Here is a 19612-nt window from a genome sequence, read left to right on the forward strand (position 1 = left end):
AGCTTTCTTCAACATTAAGGACTCAACACTTGCACTCTATGCCTAAACTCTACTTTGTCGATGATGAACCCGCAATTCGCGACTCAGTAGAACAAGCCATGCTCATTGAAGGTATCGACATTGTCTGCTTACCTAATGCGATTGAGGCTCTCAAGCAGATTAATATCACGCAAGCAGGCATTGTGATCACCGATATTCACATGCCAGTGATGGATGGCATTCAATTTACGCAAAAGCTGTTGAGTCAAAATCCGAATTTTCAAATCATCGTACTGACTGGACACGGCGATGTGCAAACCGCCGTTTCGGCGATGAAGTCCGGTGCTTATGATTTTCTAGAAAAACCATTCGTGGTTGATGCCCTGCTTACCGCAGTAAGAAAAGCAGCAGATAAGCTCGCCTTGGTTGAAGAAAACAACCTGCTTAGAAAGGAGCTCGCGATGCAGAATCAGGTTGGCCCAAAACTGATTGGTCAGTCTCAATCAATGCAGACATTACGCCGCGAATTAATCACCTTAGATTGCAAACAGAACCCGCTATTACTGTTTGTTGGCGACATAGGCACTGGCAAACGCATCACTGCGCAGTACACCCACGATTTACACAGCCAACCAACAGCGGAGCTTTGTCCGATTGCTGCATTTAATTTACCGCGCAATGACGAATCGACATTTCACCAATTCGTGGTTCAATTATTCCAAAAGCATCAAGGTGGAACGCTCTATATTCATGAAACAGAAGCATTAACTTCACAACAATGGCAGTGGTTAGCGGCTCTAAAACCGACTCTACTTCGTGAAAACTCATGCAAGACCAATGCAACTTGTATCATTATCGCAACTACAGTAGTACCGACTACAATTACAAATGAGCTGCGTCGATTTAATCTATTACCATTAGCACAAAGAACGGAAGATATCGGGTCTTTGTTCAAACACTTTGCGCGAGGTGCAGCAAGTCGTTATCAGTTGCCTCCGCCGGTAATCACAGAGAAAGAGATTCAACGCTTGATAACCACTCACTGGGGCGAAAACATTCGCCAGCTTCGTCAACATGCCGAGCTGCGCGTGCTAACTCAGGTGAAGCAACCAGCACTCGACAATCAAGAGTCAGGTCAAGCAGACAGTCCAGAACAAGCGGATGACGGTTCGCTAGACGTCAATATTGAAGAACAACAACAGTCATTAAGCCAACGTACCGACAGCTTTGAACAAATCCTCTTGATAGAAGCACTGCATCGTCATCAAGGGCGCTTAAAAGACGTACAACAAGAGCTGCAAGTGTCGAGGAAAACCCTCTATGACAAGCTAAGAAAGCACCAACTCGACAAAACAGATTTCAAAAACAGATAAGAGTTAAAAAATATATAAATTCAAATATTTAAAGGAGCAATTTCTTAACATTTATCAAAAGTAAGAATACACTCAATAGGCTTGCACTTTTATTCAGCAAACAAGGACTGTTATGAGCCAGAAGAATTTCAGCAAATTGAACGAAACCGAACTTGAGTACGTCGACGATAAAACCGCGGCACTACTACTCAATACGCCGACCAGTGCGCGTATCATGTTGTGGATGATCGTTCTGTTCTTTATTGCTGCTATTGGGTGGTCCGCTTGGGCGGAGATCGACAAGGTTACTGTCGGGCAGGGCAAAGTGATCCCCTCTTCCCAGATCCAAGTGGTGCAAAACCTCGAGGGGGGCTTAGTTAAAGAGATCTTAGTTAAAGAAGGACAACAGGTTCAAAAAGGCCAACAACTGCTATTGATCGACGACACTCGATTCCGCTCTGACTTCCGTGAACGTGAACAGCAAGTTGCCAACTTAACTGCCAACGTATTAATGCTTTCCGCCTCGTTAACCAGCGTAGTAATCAATGAAGACTTTAACGAAAAAGAGTGGAAGAAAAGTGTCACTCTCGATTATGGAAAGCTCGCTTTCCCACCTAAGTTCTACGAGGTTCAACCTGATCTGGTCAATCGTCAAAAAGCAGAGTACCGCCAAGATTTAAACAACCTTAAAAACCAACTTTCCGTTTTTGATCAACAAGTTGAACAGAAACAACAAGACCTTGTCGAGATCAAAGCGCGTGTGCGAAACCTAAAGCAGAGTTACCAATTTGCTCGCCAAGAACTGGACATCACGAAACCGCTTGCCGACGAAGGCGTGGTACCAAGAATTGAATTACTTAAGCTGCAACGACAAGTCAACGACACTCGCCGAGAAATGACCTCAAGCGAGCTTAAAATCCCTCTGCTACGCTCAGCAATCAAAGAAGCTATGCTCAGCCGTATCGACGCGGCTCTTAACTTCCGCTCTGAACAACAAGAAAAGCTCAACCAAGCACAGGATAAACTCTCGGCACTGACTGAATCTGCGGTTGGCCTAGAAGACAGAGTAAATCGTACAGTTGTCGTTTCTCCAGTAACCGGCACCGTTAAAACGTTAGGTATCAATACCGTGGGTGGCGTAATCCAGCCAGGTATGGACATCGTTGAGATTGTACCGACCGAAGACTCCTTGCTGGTTGAAGCAAAAATTGCCCCACAAGACATCGCATTCCTTCGCCCAGAACTGACCGCCATTGTTAAGTTTAGTGCTTATGATTTCACTAAATATGGTGGCTTAGAAGGTGTGTTGGAACACATCAGCGCCGATACGACACAAGATGAAGAAGGCAACAGCTTTTACATCGTGCGTGTACGTACCGAGAAACATAATTTTGGACAAAACGAAGAGCTGCCAATCATTCCAGGTATGACAGCCTCGGTCGATATCATCACGGGTAAAAGAACCGTACTTGAGTACATGTTGAAACCTATCCTCAGTGCACAAAACAACGCACTGAAAGAGTAAGGACGTTTGATGGTTAACAATGCCTTTCAATACATAGTGAACCAACAAGAGCTGAGGCTATGAAGTCTCGAATATCGCTGTTACTGCTCGTCCTCACCTCTTTTACTTCTGTCGCTCTCAATAAGAACGACCAAAGGTGGATCGATGCGGTCACGCAAACCTACGGTGAGAGAGCCGGAAAACGCGTGGCAACATGGCGTTCAAATATGACGTCATACGATGGTTTAAGCGAGAAAGAGAAGCTCACGTCAGTGAACCAGTTCTTCAATCAGATGTACTTTGTCGACGACAGCATTCTGTGGGGAAAAAACGACTACTGGGCGACCCCGCTGGAATTTTTAGGCAGTAACGCAGGCGACTGTGAAGACTTCACCATTGCCAAATACTTCTCTCTGCTTGAACTAGGCGTTCCAGATAAGAAATTGCGATTAGTGTACGTAAAAGCACTGGAGCTAAACCAATTCCACATGGTGTTGGCTTACTACTCCACACCGAGTGCAGAACCACTAATTTTGGATAACTTAAACCCTGAGATAAAGCGCGGTTCTAAGCGCCCTGACCTACGACCAATTTACAGTTTCAACGGTAAAAACCTTTGGTTAATCAAGTCGGCAGCAGGCAGCGGCAAGCTAGCAGGGAAATCTTCAAGATTGAGCTTATGGAACGACTTACGTTCCCGTGAGCGCTCTCTAAAATTAAACAAACCCATTATCAATTACGATGAGTAGGTACAATGACTTTATATAAACAGCTTGTGGTCGGGATGGTTGCGGTGTTCATATTACTGATGACGTCAGTCTTTATGATCGAATTCAATACTACTCGTGGATACTTAGAGGAGCAGCAACGCTCTGAGGTAAGTAATACCATTAATACTGTTGGACTGGCTCTTGCCCCTTACCTTGAAGAAAAGGACAAGGTATCGGTAGAGTCTGTTATCAACGCCCTGTTTGATGGCAGTTCTTACTCGGTCGTACGATTGATTTTTCTCGACAGCGGTGAAGACATCATCCGTTCATACCCTGTAAAACCTTCGGGCGTGCCCCATTGGTTTACCAATCTCAACCTATTTGAACCCGTTCATGATCGCCGAGTGATCACCAGCGGTTGGATGCAACTTGCTGAGGTAGAGATAGTCAGCCATCCAGGCCCGGCCTATGATCAACTGTGGCAAGCCTTTACCCGCTTATTAAGCATCTTTGGTGTGATCTTCTTACTCGGCTTGATCTCGATTTCATGGATCCTTAAGCGAGCACTACGCCCACTATCGATGATCATCACCAAAATGGATCAGATCGCTAAGAATCAATTCGGTGAGCCATTAACACGTCCTAAAACAAAAGATCTGATCTTGGTGGTTGATGGCATCAATCACATGTCGACTCAAGTTGAACAAGCCTTTAAAAACCAAGCGAAAGAAGCCCAGAAACTGCGCGAAAGAGCGTACATAGACCCGGTTTCTCAGCTGGGTAATCGCGCTTACTACATGTCGCAATTAAATCAGTGGTTAGAAGAGTCGAGTTTAGGTGGTCTTGCAGTACTGAAAGCGGAATTTATCAGTGAAGAGTACGACGAGAAAGGTTACCAAGAAGGTGATGCGTTAGTGCATCAATTGGCAGAACAACTGCAAGCTTCCATCTCATCGCCAGATATCACCATCGCACGTATTTCTAGTGACGAGTTTGGTTTCATTATGCCGAACATTGATGAAAGCGAACTTAAACTGGTTGCAAGCAGCATCGTAAACTGTATTCAAAGCCTAGGCTCAGATCCAACAGGCATGGCAAACCCACACATTGCATTGGGTGTAACACACAGCAACAAACGTAAAACCAGCACCGAAATCATGTCACTGGTCGATAACGCGCTCTCTAGTGCTAAAGCGAATCGTGAACTCGCTTACGGCTACGTCACAGCTGATGACCATGGCGCCGTAATGGGTAAACAGCAATGGCGTATGTTGGTTGAAGAGGCGATCATCAATGACCTTGTGACATTCCGCCTACAAGCTGCGAACAACGCGTTTGGTAAAACCTATCACCAAGAGGTGTTCTCTGCGATTGAGAAAGATGGCATTCGTTACGGTGCCAACCAGTACCTATACGCACTGGAGCAGCTTGAAATGAGCCACATTCTCGACCAATACGTTATCGAGAAGATGATTGAGAAGCTAACAGCAAAAGAGGTGACCAGCCCAATCGCAATCAATATCTCACCAAGCAGTATTTCTCAGCCAAGCTTTATCCGTTGGATTGGCAAAACACTTGAGCAAAACGCTTCAGTTGCTCACCTGCTGCACTTTGAGATCCCAGAAAACTGTTTCATCAACGTTCCGCACTATACGGCACTATTGTGTAACACCATTCGTAATGCTGAAGCGATGTTTGGTGTCGATAACTACGGACGTAACTTCCAATCACTGGACTACATCAACGAGTACCGTCCTAGCTACGTGAAGCTAGATTACCTGTTCACGCATAACTTGGACGATGAGAAGCAGAAATTCACGCTCACGTCGATTTCACGAACGGCTCATAACCTTGGTGTCACCACCATCGCATCTCGAATCGAAACTCAGACCCAGTTAGATATCTTGTCTGATAACTACGTAGAAGTGTTCCAAGGCTTCATTGTTGATAAATAGTTGTAAGGGTTATATCGCATGCAAGATCCACTATTGAACTCATTGATCTACGTTAGCCGATATTACGGATTAGCGAACTCGCCTGAGGCGTTGGTCAATGGGTTGCCACTATCAGACGGAAAGCTAACCCCTTTCCTGTTCCCACGTTCGGCAGAACGTGCGGGGCTAGTGGCAAAAGAAAACCGTTCCGACTTAGATAACATCCCACACCTAATTTTGCCGGCGGTATTATTGCTAAAGCAGGGCGAAGCGTGTGTGCTCAACAGCATCGACCTTGAAAAACAAGAAGCTGAAATCATCACAGCTGAGAGTGGAATGGTGCCAATAATCATTCCTGTTGCCGAACTTAAAGAGCAGTTCATTGGCCGCTACTTCTTAGTTAAAAAGCAGTTCCGCTATGACGAGCGTTCACCAGAAGTTCTGAAAACACGCAAAGGTCACTGGTTTTGGAGCACCATTTGGGAGTCGAAAAACATCTATCGTGATGTTTTGATCGCATCAATTCTTATCAATATTTTCGCGATTGCCGCGCCGATGTTTACTCGTTTGGTATATGACAAAGTAGTACCCAACCTCGCATTTGAAACCTTGTGGGTGTTAGCGAGCGGTATTTTCGTGGTATTCCTGTTCGATCTGCTCTTAAAGTTGATGCGTAGCTACTTCATCGACGTCGCGGGGAAAAAATCTGATATCCTGATTTCCTCCAAGTTGTTCAGCAAGGTACTTGGCATTCGTATGGAAGCAAAACCAGCTTCAGTTGGTGCCTTCGCGAAGAACTTGCAAGAGTTTGAGTCAATTCGAGAATTCTTTACCTCGGCGACGATCGGCTCTCTGATCGACTTACCCTTCGCCATCATGTTCCTTGCCTTAATTTGGCTAATGGCGGGCAACTTAGTGTTTGTTCCAGTCGCAGGTGTCGTGGTTCTGATCATCTACGCGTTGCTGATTCAAGGTCCATTGCGTCGCACCATTGAAGAAGGTTCACGCCTAGCCTCTCAGAAGTATGCGAACTTGATTGAAAGCTTGGCGGGCCTAGAAACCGTTAAGCTATTCAGCGCACAGAGTCAGTTCCAATTCCGCTGGGAAGAAGCCGTTGCTCACATGGCGAACTGGAACATTAAAAGCCGCCGCATTACCGACAGTATCCAAAACACCGCAGGCTTTGTTCAGCAAAGTACCAATGTAGGGATGATCATTTTTGGCGTGTATCTAATTGCAGAAGGCGAACTGACGATGGGTGGTTTGATCGCTGCAACCATGTTGAGTGGCCGTGCGATTGGTCCTCTTGTTCAATTGTCGCTGCTTTCTACACGTTACAACCAAGCCAAATCCTCAATGACGCTGATTGAGCAAGTGATGTCGATGCCTGACGAGCAAGAGGAAGGTAAGCGCTACATTCACCGACCAATCATTCAAGGTCACATTGCGCTAGATAAAGTGACGTTCCACTATCCTGATTCGCCCGTCGCTTCAGTGCGAGATCTCAGCCTGACCATCGCACCCGGCGAGAAGGTAGCGGTCATCGGTCGTATTGGTTCAGGTAAAACAACCTTAGAACGCCTTATTATGGGCCTCTATAAGCCCACAGAAGGCCATGTACGCATTGATGACACTGACATGGAGCAACTTCACCATGTCGACGTACGACGCAATATAGGCTGTGTACCGCAAGACAGTAACCTATTCTATGGTTCAGTCAGAGATAACATTACTCTAGGCCGCCCTTTGGTGGACGATCGTGATGTGATGGATGCAGCGAACCGTGCGGGTGTGACAGCCTTTACTCAGCAAGATCCTGCCGGTCTAGAGCGCCAAGTGGGTGAAGGTGGTGGTTTGCTTTCTGGTGGTCAACGCCAGTCAATTGCGATTGCCAGAGCTTTCTTAGGCCGTCCTCCTGTGTTGTTAATGGATGAGCCAACCAGTGCAATGGATAACCGTTCAGAAATGCACATCAAGCACCAGCTTAGCCAACTGTTACCAAGCGAAACACTGATCCTTATCACTCACAAAACCTCGATGTTAGACGTTGTAGACCGAGTCATCGTGATGGAGAAAGGCAGCATAATAGCTGATGGTCCGAAAGCGAAGGTTCTGTCCGATCTAAAACAAGGTCGCGTAAGAGCAGTTAGCTAAAGCCTGTCATCAACACAATCACCAAAGGGGAGCGAATGCTCCCCTTTTTTATTCCCTTAAACCGTGACAAAAGGGGAACAAAGTAACTGAACATTTTCTTATTTTCTCGAAGTTAAGTTGAGTAAAATACCAGGCTATCCATTAACAAAGGGCTCTTGGTGTCTAATCTCAACCTGCTTAGGTATTATCAGCGAATCGCACCCATGGGTGTCGGTAGCGAAATGAAAACCACAGTACAGGAAGTGGCTGATTTACTGTGTACTTCTCCTCGACATGCTCGCAACCTGTTATCACAAATGCAAGAGCTAGCGTGGTTAACCTGGCTACCTAAAGCCGGGCGAAACCAACGATCTTCGCTACTGTTAAATATCGAATTAGGCGCACTCAAAGAGAGCCTTGCTCTAGAGAGAATCCAACAAGGCAAGTATGAGAAAGCTATGGCTATTGTTGATGAAGACGAAGCAACGTTTGGCCGCCTGCTGAAAACCACCTCAGGGGCTTCTGTTCAGGAAGGCCGTGTCAGTATCCAACTCACATACAAGCGCATGTTCGAGCGCATTGTGCCACATCAATTACACCGCTGTAGCGAGCGCTTTTTTTTGCGTCAGGTGTATTGCTGCTTGGTATCCAGCCATGACAATGGCGTTATCAAACCAGAACTCGCTCACCACTGGCGCTATGACGAAGCGAGCTATCAATGGACATTCCACCTTCGTCCTGGGCTTACGTTCCACAACGACGAGCCAATAGATGCTGATATTATTGTGAGCCTCTTTGCTAAACTCTGTGCCCTTCCCTATTATCAAAAAGAGCTCGCGCATGTCAGCGACATCAGCGCCCCACATCCACTGAAAGTGGTATTTACACTAAGCAAGCCAGATCAAGGGTTTGCAGGCCTTATATCCGGAGTCAAATACGGTATTCAGCCGCCGAGCCAAGTGAACATGGCAAACAATAATTCGGTGATTGGTAGTGGGCCTTTTTCGGTGATCGAACACGATAAAAACAGACTTAAACTGCAAGCGTTCGATGGCTACTATTCGTGTCGCATGTTAGTCGACTTAGTCACGATTTGGAGTGTCAACGACGAAAAAATGGAGAACCCGTCGCTATCCAGTAATGCACCGATCCAAGTATCTGAAACGACAAGCGGTATTGAAGTCTCAATACAAGCACCCAATGCGACTCACTCAAGTCAACACAGTCGCACTGAAGACGGCTGCTTGTTCGCGTTATTCAACCATCATGCTAAGCATCCGTTAACACGTGCCCAACGCTGTTGTATTACGGAATTGATTCAACCGCAGCGACTACTCGAAGTATTCCAGAAAGAGAAGGTCCATTACGGCAGTGTCGTTGCCAACAACTTATTGCCTTCTTGGAACCCCGTTTTACGCCCATTTGATGAATTCAGCGCGCTACCAAAAACCATTACCATTGCTGGATACAACTACACAGCGCTGCGCCGATGCGCTCGGGCTATTTCTTCAGTACTTGCCGAGCACAACTGTGTGGTTGAAATGGTGATGTACTCCTATCGGGAGTTGAGTGAAAAAGCGAACAGCGGCACACTCGATGAGACACTGATCTTAACGAATATCAATTTAGACGATAACCGTCATGCTTCAGCGTTTTCTAATTTCTACTGTAATAACGTGCTGTACCACACTTTAGGGGAAACAAATGCCAACTGGCTTGATCAACAATTAGAAAATCTAAGAGCGAGCACTCCGTTAGAAGATTACCTAACAGCGCTAGAACCGATCGCCTCAACGTTAGTCAGTGAGTACTGGATTGCCCCAATGTTTCATCACACGCAAACATTACGCTTTCAAGGTGTCTTAGAAGATGTCGCACTCACTAATTGGGGATGGCCAGATATTCGTTCGGTGTGGTCTTCTGATTAAAGAACTGTTGCGATGAGGATGTTTTTATAGAGGCGCCGCACACTGACGCCCTTTATAGTGAAATGTCTTCTTGTTCCATCTTAAAGGAACATTGAATCTCGTATTGATTGAAGGAAAACACACTTCCCCCATGGGTGCGCTTGGTCGTCACAGTTTCATCACCAAACTGCACGGTGACTCGTGTATAAACCTTTTCGTGTGCTTCGACGGTACACTCCGCAAGGTTCGTTTCAAATTCCGCTTCCAGAGTATCCAGCTTTTGTTTAGTGCTTTCTATGGCGTGATTGTTCTTCTCGCGCTGCTGCTCTATTTGTAACGCTTGTTCTTCGCTTCGCTCTGCTTTAGGTAGTTTCTTAAACTCGAGCTCTTGGCGAATCACGTCCATAGTCTGTTCTTGAGCGTGTTTGTAGATTTCCTTGAGTTCAGCAATCTTCTGTCGGTATCCATCATAACGAGCAAAACCATGAACCTTAGTAGCAGTATCCCCCTCAACGCCCAAGAAAACGCACTCCACCTTACCACCGACTTTCGCTTCACCGCCACTGAGTGTGCCGTGCTTCTTGAGAGAGTCCATCACGATAAGGTTGTTACCACAGCGAATTTCATTACTCATACTGTGTACACCAAGGCGAATATCGCTCGCTGTCTGTAACTCGGCGTTTTGGGCATAGCTTGCCGTGATAGAGCCTTTGCTAAATACCTTACAGCTTTTCGGCTCTCCCTCTTTGGTTGTGTGGCCGATAATACCTTTCGCAACTTTAATATCACCTTGAGCCTGAACTTCTGCTGATTCAATAAAGCCGCCGACGGTAATGCTGCCCGTGGCTTTCACAACCATTCCTGGTTCAATGTTGCCAGAGACAAACACATTACCTTTAAACTTTACGTGCCCAGTCGTGACATCGACATTACTGACACACAATGCGTCATCCACTTCGATGGTTCGATCTTTAATGATGGGTAAGCCTGGGTGGGAAGCGAGTAATAAATTGGGATCGTCTGGAGAAATGTAAGTGCCTTTGCCAGGCTTGATTAAACTGTCTTGTCCAGGGATTGGTGGGATGACTCGACCTTGGACCGTAAAGCCAGCGACGCCTTTGGTCGCGGGAGTACGCTTCATCAGTTGGTCATTCAATCCAACGGTGATGGTTTCTCCCAAATCCCGCATATCAATCTTGCCTTCGTCTTTACTACGGGGCTTAAGAACTTGGCGTGTAATGTCTTCTACAAGAGCTGCAAACTTAGCGTCCTTGCCCCTGACCGGCTGAGTACCTTTGGCGACAGGTTGAGTAAACTTTTCACCAGGCCTAAGTTTACTGCTCATCATCAAGGCTTTTCTTAGAGCTAACTTGTTAATCCCTTTCGTGATATGGGCCTGAGCAAGGCAATGAATGATGTCACTACCACGCAGTGGGTTTCCGCGGTATGGACCTGTGACAACAAGACTCGCTAACATCTCGTCATCTGATAATTGCACCTCTACACTGGCATCACGAACTTCAGCAATCAGAACCCCTTCGTAAGCTTCCCCTTTACCTTCTTTAGCAAGAGAGACAAAACGCAGCACTTCTTCTTCGAAAAGAAAATAACTTGATGCGTCTATCGCTTCCAAGGCTGGTGGCAGTGTCTTATTGTCAAAGCTTGCGTCGACCACAAATCCTGACGGCAGACGTGCCATCACTTGTTGCTCATCTTCCGACAGTGTAACGATGTTATCCCACATTCGAATTGAGTATCCCTAATGACTCAGTTGTTATTCAGTCTATATAAATCAATCTGAGCTTAGAATCGTCACATTATAATAATCAGCGTCACATCACTTACTTTCGTGACTGCAAAGATGACTCATAAATAAGACTTACCCATTTTATGATTTGCCTCACCTTTACCGATACAAAGCGTTATTCTCTGAACGTTGTAATTTGGAGTTTTACGCTTCGCTAATGTGGCGACTTGCCTTAGCTCGACAAGAAACGGAGACAATGAAATCAGAAATGGGCTTTGTGGCTTGAAGGTAAGAAGGTAAGAAGGTAAGAAGGTAAGAAGGTAAGAAGGTAAGAAGTTAAGAAGGTAAGAAGTTAAGAAGCAGTTTACAGTGTAAATTCAACCTTCTAATTTACACTGTAAATCTCGTTTGAAATCGGCTGTCGCTATTTACACTGTAAATTAGCGAGTAAGGCTTCGACATCTTTTCGAAATTGAGCCTCTGCTTGCTTACGCCCAATAAAGTTAAACTGTTCAACACAGCTCCCCCACCCTTTCTGTTGAACGACTTTAGCAAGCAACAAATCAGAAACGCAAGAGTAAGCAATATTCGTAGAATCGAGGAGGGCTACCTGAGCTTGACGTGCATTACTAATAAGCACCAACTTCAACACACTGTAGCCAATGCTGTCGTAACTATTGCCTCCATCAACATAGTTCTTGATAAGTTGGGCTTCAAGCTCGCAGATTGATTCACAATAAGTTGGCAGCAGTGCACGCACCATATCGACTTCAAGAGAGGCAAGTGAACCCGAAACGACAAAACAAAAGCTGCGCTCAAAATGATGCAGAAGTTGGCTGACCCAAGTTTCAGAATTGGCATTAAGAGGCTTAACCATTAGCACAGAGTGACAACCACTTGCCTGATCACGCTGGTGGCCAATATGTACGGGAGCAAAATCGTTGTTACGCCAGAATGCAATCAAATCACTGGTCGCGCCGAAACTCGTCGCTAAGTAGTCGGCTTGTTCGATGTGTTGCGACAACTTATCCAACATCCAACTGCCAATACCAAAACCTTGATGACGTGTTGATACAGCAATACGCATCACTCTGATACAGTGGCTCGTTGCTGCTTGTGTGGCTCCGAGTTGATTAGCTAACAACACAGGAGCAAGATGACCTTGTGGTCTGCGTTTTCCAATTTGAATCTGGGAAATCAATTCACTGTCTAACCCACCCTCTTGCGTGACCAACATACAACCCAAACACTCTTCTTGCTGCCACACGGCGTACAATTGAATCGCAGGGTTGCTTAGGAACTGCATCAGGTCATTTGGAGATGTTTGATAATGAGCATCAACCAGCAGAGAGAAACATTGATGGAGTTTACTTGGGTTAGCTAAACAATCTTGCTTGGATAACTCGACCAAACTTAGTGAGTTGAGTTTCTCATTAGAAAGCACTTCAACCTTGCGCTCTGCCATATCATTTGATGAGGCTGCACCAAGTAAGAAACAATCAAACAACCAAGCTTCAAGCGGGTCGTTATTATTCCAACGGATAGGCTGTTCAAGTCTGTATCCTTTCCAGCCTGGGCGATGCTTAGAAAGCCATGCTTCGAATTTGATTCCGAAACCTCGACCGCTCCCTTCATAGCCATGAACCGTGGTTGAAAAAACCATACGGTGATAACTATCAACCATAGACTTCAACATTGGAATGGGAATCGCCGCTGCTTCATCAACCAACAACAGATCGCAATCAGGCTTGGATTTTAGTAATTCGTCTGGCGCGACAAATCTAAGGCTGCCACCTTGGTAGCAAACATGAGTAGCATTAAGAACTTCACAACCGTCGAGTCTTTGCTGCGCATGCGAAAAAGCAGGCTCAATGGCCTTAACAGATGGAGCTGTCACAACAATTTTGAATCCTGGACGTTCAGCCAAAAGCTGCGCTGCTGCAATACCTAACGTCGAGCTTTTACCACGGCCTCTGTCTGCAGTTAAAATCAAAGGACGCTTTCGATGACCAGACACCACTTTCTTGACCGACTCAACAGCAATATTCTGCTGCTCAAATCGATTTAGACGGGTTGCTTCAATGCGTTTTTGCGGAAGCGAATCGTAACTGCACTTCAATCCCGACGCTTCGTCGCTTTGGGAAACTAAGATGAGTTTATCAAAATGAGTTTTGAGCCAACATTCACCAAACGCCGATTCTTCGGTGTGTTCAGGATCTTTTATGTTTGGTGGCAGCACCAACAATAATCCACCTCCCACTAACGCACCAAGCGCAGCGCTAAAACCGTTTGCATCAAACTGCTCTCTAAAATCACACACCAACACTTGGCATTCGCGACCGAGAAGTTGCTGACCTTTCTTTACTGGTGCATGCATTACCCCTTCAAACGGAGTGCCACCGATTTGGAAAACACTTTGTGTGTTTGCGCCAATTAGATAGGTAGAGATAGCGGAATTTTGCCATGTCGCACTGCCATTAAACACCACGCCGTAACGGTGGTCATTATGTTGAGCGATATCGGAAAGTGTATGCAGAAACGTGTTGGTTAGGCTTGTCATAATTTGTGTCCAGATTCATCTAAACACAGTTTATCACAGCCAAATAAAAAGCCGCATAAAGCGGCTTTAGAGAAGTTTGGAAAGAAATTTACTTAGTCGAGTTTCGATTGCACGAACGCTAGGATTTCTTGCATCGTTGCATCGTCAACTTTCTTCAGGTTTAGCGCTAGATTTGAGCCCTTGCGGCTGTATGAAGCACGACCTTTGATAAGCTCAACTTTAGGTGATGCTTTTTTCGCTGGCGCAGGAGCCAGTTCAAGAATCCAACCTTCTAGTGTTTCCGTTACGTCTTTAGTTAAACGAGTTACACCTTGTGCTTCGCTGCGCTGCCACACAAAGCCTTCAGACGCATCACACTTAGTCAGTAACGATTGTTGTTGGTCGTCAGTCAGGCCGCTGAATTGTTTATGCAGTTTAACAATGGTTGGGCGACCAAGATCGCTCACATTTGGGTAAGCTTGCAGTAATTCCAGTGGCAAAGCGGCTGCTTTCAATGCACCACTTACTAGCGCCTCACTGCATTGGAACATTTTTGCTAGCGCTTTTTGGTCTTCAGCTTCGCCTTTATCAAGCTTCGCTTGCATCTCTTTCCCCTTCTCGTACAGAGAAAGTGGTTTATGAGCATTTGCAACGTCAGATAAGAACTTAGCGTGTTCGCCGTTAATGTTTTCAGCAACATAGATAAGGAACTCTTTGTCAGCCAAAATACACGACATACGACGACGGCTACCATCAAGAACTTCAATCTTACCGTCTTTGTTTTTACGACCAACTGCTGGATATTGCTGACCGCGTTCTTTCAATGTTGTCAGAACATCAGAAAGAGCATGTTCGTTTAGGAAAGATTGCTCACGAGCATTCTCTTCAAAAACAACGGTGCGAGTTGCTACTTCAGAAGCAGGAATTCGGACCAATTCAAATGAAACTAAATCTTCGCCAGCAACAGAAAGCTCAATCACTTGAGCCTGTTCTTTAGCAGCCGTTTGCGCTTCTTGAGGCGTAGCAACACGACGTTTGTTCGCCTTACCAAATAGCTTTGCATTTAAGTCAGATGTTTTAATTGCCATTCTTGTTATCCCTGATTAAGTGAAGGCCAGTTGCTATGTAATACTCGCTCTAATTCTAGAGCACTTTTTTGTACCGCGTCTTGAGCGACAGCCAGAGTCTTCTTACCACCTTCAAAATCACTCACAGTAAGGTCGAAAACCGTGCTGTAAGTATCTGCGCAAGTCTCGAATGCGCGGCTTCTTGGAATGGTTGCCATCATGACTTGGTCATTCAACAGGTAGTTCATTTCAGTCAGTACTGATACCTGTTTCTTGTTGTCGTCTTCAAACATGGTTGGCATCAGACGAACAAATTCAAGCCCTTTCCAATCGTCCGGGAACATTTCGTAGACGGTTGGTAAGTGCTGGAAGAAGTTAACCGTTGAAGCCCAGTCCAAACGCTTCGCCGCACATGGAATCAACAGTGCGTTAGACGCGTACATTGCGTTCCATACAAGCGGGTCTACGTGAGGGCCAGTATCAATCATAATCACATCAAAATCGTCCGCGATTTTATCGATAAGCTTCTCTTTTAAAAGACGAACAATGTCTAAAGACTGATCTTGAGAAAGGCTTTGCCACGCTTCAGCATTAAACATTGCATCTTCTGGGAACGCAGAAATCGTCTTTAGGTTTAGATATTGTGTTGGCAACAATACATTTTTGCGCAGAAATTCTTGGTCAACCTCTTGGCCTTCAGGCACGTTGTCCAGCATGATATCAACAGCAGAATAAATGCTATCGTGCTCAGCACCACTAATTTGTGGGTTTAGGAACAAACGCAGTGAGCCTTGTGGATCTAAATCGATCAGACAGATGCGGTAACGCTTATCAAGATTCAAAGATAAACATGCCGCTAAATGAACCGCTGTCATTGATTTACCCGTACCACCCTTTTGGTTCTGTACGTTGATAATCCATGGCTTATTGCCCGCATGCTGTTTACGTTGGTGGAACTTTGGCACTTCAGCCGCGTCCATTAGCATGTGAGCTTCGGTCAATGAAATCGAGTAATGGTTGGCATTATTCTTCGTAAACTGATGGCCTTCCGCCTCAAGCTTAGTGATAGCTTCATCCAATTTACGACGAGTTAAACCAGAACGAGTCTCCATCATAGCCTTAGACATAGGCGGAAAATGCTCATCACTTCGCTCTTCCAAAATAATCTCAATTCGGTCAGCCTGAACTTGTTGAGTTTGTTCGGCTAGCTGATAGAGCTTATCAATCGTTTGTTCTCTTTTCATTGCCAGTTTCCGTAATGATTAACTAAGTACAAATTGTACAGCGATTAACAATAAAAACAACAAAAACATGAACATACATTTATGAGTAAAATCACATAAAATAGACTGAATTTTTACAGTTTGATGAAATAGTATCTAAAACGAATACAAATTTGACCATTTTCATAGTGTATAACGAGCCTAATTTCTCCTTAGATTTTAAATGTTACAGTATCACTTATTTACAATGTAAATGCGAATATGAAGAAAAACCTTCGGAACGATTGAAATACAACCATAGATTACGGTAGATGTGATTTGTATTCGAATATAGATTGTGAAACAGGTGATGAACATACGCGTTCAATAACAGAGTTGATTGATGCTAGATAAATAACTCGCAGACCTAAAATTTAGTCGTCAGCTGGCCAAACGAACAATCGTGTCGCCGACGACGACGGAAGAATGATCATGGGTTTCATCACATATGCTTGGATTGATAAGCGCATATTATGAAGCATGATCAAGGCTTATGGTCCCCAATATTGATCCACTAAAATGCGCGCTCCAAATGATCAATCTCCGGAAAAATGATCAAGCAGATATCGTTCCGGAAGCATATATTTTCAGGGCTAACTTACGGACGAATGCTTTTGGAATGGGGATTCAAGGCTCATAAGGCTTAAACACTAGGAAATTCAATCGACACGAGCTGAGAATACGTAAACATGACAATTTCATGATCATGCTTCCTATATTTAACGGGTTCTCTTTCCGAAGCTCAAAATCAGTAATGAGTAATCAATATTGAGTGGATTTTGTACGAAAGGGGGTAGGAACGATAAAAATACCGACTTACTTGATCATCGTTCCGATACATTGATAATCAAAAATATCCACATTGCCAGCAAATAAGTACTTCGAAGCAAAGTAGACAAAGATCGGCTGTGGATAAGCTGTATAACCATAATGATCATGCTTTCGAATCAATAATGATCATGCTTACAATGACTTAATGATCATCGTTCTGACTCGTTGTGATCATGCTTTCTTCTGTTTTATGATCATCGTTTCGAGTAACTTATGATCATGCTTTCTAAGCGAATTTTATTTAACAGTTTAAATTCAGCAACTTAAAAGCAAACTTACAGCCAGATCATTAGATCACTTAATCATTTAAGATCATATTAATCAAAAAGATCAGTTATTTAAAAGCCAATAAATTCTCTTTATTTATGATCATTCTTTCTTTATCATTCAGGAACTATAGTGAAATTACGGTTAGTGTGATACGGATCAAAAATGAAACCAGAAGAGAAATTGTTAATTAAGGCACGAAGCCACAAAGATGGTCATTTATTTGAGGTATCTGAAACAGCCGTTGAATGGATAGAACAATATCAACACTTCAAAGGTGTCACCAAAAGCATAGTTGAGCTTCTTAACCTAATTTCACTTCGTGGGTTTAGTAGCAAAGACGGGTACGTTTCCACCACTGAGATTATCGAATCAACAGATGGTCAAGTCACTCGCGCTGCCTTACAGCAAAGGCTAAGAGCAGCAGTCAATATTGGATTGTTCAAACAAATCCCCGTTCGCTTTGAAGAAGGCCTTGCTGGTAAAACCATGTTGCATCGCTTTGTGAACCCAAACCAATTGATATCGGTACTGGGTGCAACCAGCTTAGTAACAGAAAGCGTGAAGCAAAATGAAAAGCAAAAGCGCTCTAAAGCCCTAGCTCAAACCAAAGTAAACAAGCGCTTACTGAATGAACATGGACTGAATACCCCACCAACAATGAAAGATGAAGCGGATCAATTCATTGTTTCGCCAACCAATTGGGCGGGGATTATTGATCAAGCGTTAGCGCCGCCTAGAACTCGTAAGAGCTACCAGAAATCTATGGTTTCGATCTCTGGCACTCGAGCAGTGATCGAGACACGATCTTCTAAAAATATCATGACTGTTGACGATCTGATGACGCTATTCGCGTTATTCACGCTCACCGTTCAATATCATGATCATCACCAAGATGATTACCATCTAGACGCGAAACACACACCGAACAAAACACCACTCTACATCACTGATATTTTGTCTTTGCGTGGCAAGAAAGACAGCGGCCCAGCACGTGATTCGATCCGCGACAGTATTGATCGTATTGAATTCACTGATTTCCAACTGCATGAGCTTACAGGCCGCTGGCTTAGTGAGAACATGCCAGAAGGCTTTAAGAGTGATCGTTTCCGATTCTTAGCTAGAACCATTACCGCATCGGAAGAAGCGCCTACAGAGGGCTCTGACGGCGAAATTCGCATTAAACCGAACCTATACATCTTGGTTTGGGAACCTTCGTTCTACGAAGAGCTGCTGACGCGTGATTATTTCTTCCTATTTCCACCAGAAATTCTGAAGCAACATACCTTGGTCTTCCAAATGTATTCGTACTTTAGAAGCCGCATGGCACGTCGTCATTCAGATTGTATGTTGCTCAGTGAGCTCAACCAGAAACTGGCGCGTAACATCGATTGGCGTCGGTTCTCGATGGATCTGATCCGTGAACTCAGAAAGTTGGGCGAAGTAGGGGAGCATGAAGATACCTTCCTGGTTAACCTTTGGGGTTATCACTTGACGATCACCGCGTTGATCGAAAAAGGCAAAACGACGGATTATCAAGTAGATATCAAGTGTAACGTGGAAGAAGTACTGCGTTACTCAAGAGCACGAACTACTAACGCCGGCAAACGTAATATGGCACCGACGCTACCGAACCCGCTTCGTAACGAAATGGTTTCCAAGCAGAAGCTGGAAGAGCTGTCTGAAATCATTGATGGAGAGTTCGAGCCAATCCAGCGTAAAGCACCATCACCAAGAGGCAAGTTAGGACGTCGCGTTAAACAACGTAAGCACTCTGTAGAGATTAACGCTGATGAGATCATGATAACGCTCTCTAAATATACCTCTGCAGAGGCTCTAGAACGCAGTATAACGGCTTTATCTGCTATGACAGGGCACTCACATGCCTCAATCAAAGAAGAGTGTTCAGAGCTTATTGAGAAGCTTGATTGGCTGAGAGTAGGGGATGAGATCATTCCTTACGAAACACTAAGTAAGTTAATTGAGCTGTATAACGATCGCGATAGTAACAGTAATCGCCACCTTTCGATTGAACGTCTTATCTCAGGCTTAGCAGTGCGTCGTAAGGTCTGTAAGCAAGTTCACGAAGGGCATTTGGATGAAAATGTGTTCCTAGCGTTGGATGAAATGGCGATAGGTCATTAATTCAGTGCCAGTTTTCAGTGCTATGAATGGGTCTTTGAAACACATTAGGTGTTGATAAGAACCGCACCTAACGCTGACAAAGTGATGACAAAGTAGCGCACTCGGTTGATTATTATTTATCCCGAATAGACAACCTTTTGTCCTTTCTTATTGATTAATAGATTGGCTCATATTTTGTTACATCATACTGAATAGATTTTTGCGAGTTCCCCCAAGGGACTCGCTTTTTTTTGTC

General features: G+C 44.6%; 11 protein-coding genes. 7 read left to right on the top strand and 4 right to left on the bottom strand.

Going from position 1 to position 19612, the window contains the following annotated elements; genetic code table 11:
• The first annotated feature begins 38 nt into the window (after nt 1–38).
• The 6 genes from F0251_RS03040 (at nt 39) to F0251_RS03065 (ending at nt 9540) form a co-directional block, all read left to right on the top strand.
• Nucleotides 39–1352 carry a sigma-54 dependent transcriptional regulator gene (locus F0251_RS03040; protein ID WP_116871124.1) on the top strand — a complete coding sequence of 438 codons (1314 nt, stop codon included), beginning with the start codon at nt 39–41 and terminating at the stop codon, nt 1350–1352.
• Between the two features lie 112 nt (nt 1353–1464).
• The gene (locus F0251_RS03045; protein ID WP_008217986.1) at nt 1465–2856 is read left to right on the top strand and encodes an HlyD family type I secretion periplasmic adaptor subunit; all 1392 of its coding nucleotides are present in this window, start codon (nt 1465–1467) and stop codon (nt 2854–2856) included.
• A 59-nt stretch (nt 2857–2915) separates the two neighbouring features.
• Nucleotides 2916–3584, top strand: coding sequence for a transglutaminase-like cysteine peptidase (locus tag F0251_RS03050; RefSeq protein WP_061031924.1), 669 nt, complete (start codon nt 2916–2918; stop codon nt 3582–3584).
• Nucleotides 3585–3589: 5 nt separating this feature from the next.
• Nucleotides 3590–5500 (top strand): LapD/MoxY N-terminal periplasmic domain-containing protein, encoded by a 1911-nt coding sequence (locus F0251_RS03055; RefSeq protein ID WP_171730284.1) that lies wholly within the window; start codon nt 3590–3592, stop codon nt 5498–5500.
• Nucleotides 5501–5518: 18 nt separating this feature from the next.
• A complete protein-coding gene (locus tag F0251_RS03060; protein WP_171730285.1) occupies nt 5519–7633 on the top strand; it encodes a type I secretion system permease/ATPase in 2115 nt (704 codons plus the stop codon).
• Between the two features lie 158 nt (nt 7634–7791).
• Nucleotides 7792–9540, top strand: a complete 1749-nt coding sequence (locus tag F0251_RS03065) for an SgrR family transcriptional regulator (protein ID WP_171730286.1) — start codon at nt 7792–7794, stop codon at nt 9538–9540.
• Nucleotides 9541–9592: 52 nt separating this feature from the next.
• On the opposite strand, the gene F0251_RS03070 is transcribed toward F0251_RS03065, so the two are convergent.
• From F0251_RS03070 to F0251_RS03085, 4 genes are all read right to left on the bottom strand, one after another.
• Nucleotides 9593–11263 carry a DUF342 domain-containing protein gene (locus F0251_RS03070; protein ID WP_171730287.1) on the bottom strand — a complete coding sequence of 557 codons (1671 nt, stop codon included), beginning with the start codon at nt 11261–11263 and terminating at the stop codon, nt 9593–9595.
• Between the two features lie 427 nt (nt 11264–11690).
• A complete protein-coding gene (locus F0251_RS03075; protein ID WP_171730288.1) occupies nt 11691–13826 on the bottom strand; it encodes a GNAT family N-acetyltransferase in 2136 nt (711 codons plus the stop codon).
• A 92-nt stretch (nt 13827–13918) separates the two neighbouring features.
• Entirely contained in the window at nt 13919–14893 is a 975-nt protein-coding gene (locus F0251_RS03080) for a ParB/RepB/Spo0J family partition protein (RefSeq protein WP_102425412.1), read from the bottom strand.
• Between the two features lie 5 nt (nt 14894–14898).
• A complete protein-coding gene (locus F0251_RS03085) occupies nt 14899–16116 on the bottom strand; it encodes a ParA family protein (RefSeq protein ID WP_171730289.1) in 1218 nt (405 codons plus the stop codon).
• A gap of 1281 nt (nt 16117–17397) precedes the next feature.
• Between F0251_RS03085 and F0251_RS03090 the strand changes: the two genes are divergently transcribed.
• Nucleotides 17398–19377 carry a replication initiator protein RctB domain-containing protein gene (locus F0251_RS03090; protein ID WP_116871120.1) on the top strand — a complete coding sequence of 660 codons (1980 nt, stop codon included), beginning with the start codon at nt 17398–17400 and terminating at the stop codon, nt 19375–19377.
• Nucleotides 19378–19612: the final 235 nt, after the last annotated feature.

Source organism: Vibrio sp. 070316B (assembly GCF_013114115.1).
Taxonomy (GTDB): domain Bacteria; phylum Pseudomonadota; class Gammaproteobacteria; order Enterobacterales; family Vibrionaceae; genus Vibrio; species Vibrio chagasii_B.